The organism is Paenibacillus sp. P4_A7 (genome assembly GCF_056402455.1).
The window spans coordinates 1-1,696 of the sequence record NZ_JBFUHJ010000722.1; the positions used below are offsets into that span (position 1 = coordinate 1).

Genomic DNA, 1,696 nt, shown 5'->3' on the forward strand with positions numbered 1-1,696 from the left:
GCAATATCCTGCTCGTACCCATCATGCCACTTAATATGAAGCTTGCTAATATTAGGATCATTAACCTGCCCTAAGTAATAATAATGCTGATATTTCCCGAAGGTGGACATGCCTCCCCGAAAGTTAAGCAAAATATCAGACTTGATAGGCATACCAAAGCCGCCCCCTGCATTCATCCAAAGCAGACCAAAAACACGCTTAACAAACATATGATGATATATACCATTAATGCGATCCACCATTAGAATATTTTCATAACCATGACCACTTGACATCCTTGCTGTAATTGGCGCATCTGGACTTTCCATTCCGCTGAGTGAGTAATGAACGACATTTTCTAAATCCCAAGCTTTGGGTGTGAACATGGCGAAGTAAATAACAAAGAGGGCGAGTAAAATAAGTATCCACCTTATGAGATGGCCTGATAAAGCTTTCATCCGGTTATTCATTAATCACTTCCCTCCTTTATCAAGTGACACTTGAAACGAGAAGGATTCATTAAAGGCTTCTTGATGAATCGTTATTTCCTTAATCCCTTGCGGAACATCTCTGAATCTATAATACCCGTTTGTTGTAAAGACACCACTAGAAGAACCACCTCCTGATGATGTAAAAGTTTCATTTGTATCCGTCGTCACTTGTACTCTAAACGGTATTTTTTCGTATATTGAAATTCCTTTGCCTTTCATATAGACAATTAACTCACCATTGCCATAAATAACGCCATCTACGCGAATTTTTTTGTCAAAATAGGTTTGTGTTTCAGAATCAACCTTGTAATAGTAACCTTTTTCCTTCGCTTCTTCTTTCACGGGATCTCTCTCAAACCAGTCTAATGGAGCAAGAAGAAACTGCAGTGCAAATCCTCCCATGGCAACAAGCAATGTCCATTCTATGACTYTCAGTGCTTTTCTCATTATGCCTCCTAATTTCACCGTCTGGAATTTCATTATTGTGATGCTTGTGAGGGAAGCCTCACTAAATAGTGAGTACCCTCATAAGCAAGGGTAGCGGTTGTGGCGATGGTAGCCGCTTGCAGCAGATGATTCAGCAAACGCAGCGAAAGCCGCTGCTGCTGTAACGGCTACTCCTAAGAGTTAATCGATCATCTACCTACAACTTCCTTCGCAGCAATCTCCCCAAATAATAAACAACCATTCCAAGTGCCATTAAACCCAAAATCTCAATTACTATCCACACGGGACTTGAGATAATCCCAAAAGAGACCTCATGCTGCAAATAATCAACTGAGTCGTAAGCCTTCACCACATCTGGAACGTAACGAAGGGTAAGAATCATTCCCTGAACAATTTGAAAAGCATAATAAACAAATACAACTGCCAGCCCTACAATAAAAGCTCGAACAATAGGTTTTCTCACCGGCTCCGTCTACCCCCTGGTTCTACTTACTAGTCCTACAACTTTTCTCATCATGTAGATCAAGCCGACAACGAGCATCAAATCAAAACAAACATTGAACAAAAATAAATGCTTGCCCAGATCAGCTTCGCCGTCGCCTAGAAGAGGTACTGCAAAGCCAAACATGCCAATCAGCCCGATCCCTGCGAAAATATCCACACGAGCACGATCCCTCAAATTATGTTTTCGCGTATATTCAAACACAACCCCAGCATAATAAAGGACATAAATGAGTATGACAAAAGCTAGTGTATTTGGGACATGTTCACGTTTAAAC

Annotated in this window: 4 protein-coding genes; all 4 read right to left on the bottom strand. The window is 40.9% G+C overall.

What is annotated here, in order from left to right; genetic code table 11:
- Positions 1–449: hypothetical protein (locus tag AC1DWN_RS33390; protein WP_477563127.1), on the bottom strand; the 449-nt coding region annotated here is incomplete at its 3' end.
- A gap of 3 nt (positions 450–452) precedes the next feature.
- Positions 453–917 carry a hypothetical protein gene (locus AC1DWN_RS33395; protein WP_477563128.1) on the bottom strand — a complete coding sequence of 155 codons (465 nt, stop codon included), beginning with the start codon at positions 915–917 and terminating at the stop codon, positions 453–455.
- 196 nt (positions 918–1,113) lie between these two features.
- Entirely contained in the window at positions 1,114–1,380 is a 267-nt protein-coding gene (locus tag AC1DWN_RS33400) for a hypothetical protein (protein WP_477563129.1), read from the bottom strand.
- 9 nt (positions 1,381–1,389) lie between these two features.
- Positions 1,390–1,696, bottom strand: a 307-nt coding sequence (gene wsfD / locus AC1DWN_RS33405) for a glycan biosynthesis hexose transferase WsfD (RefSeq protein WP_477563130.1), incomplete at its 5' end; no start/stop codon positions are given.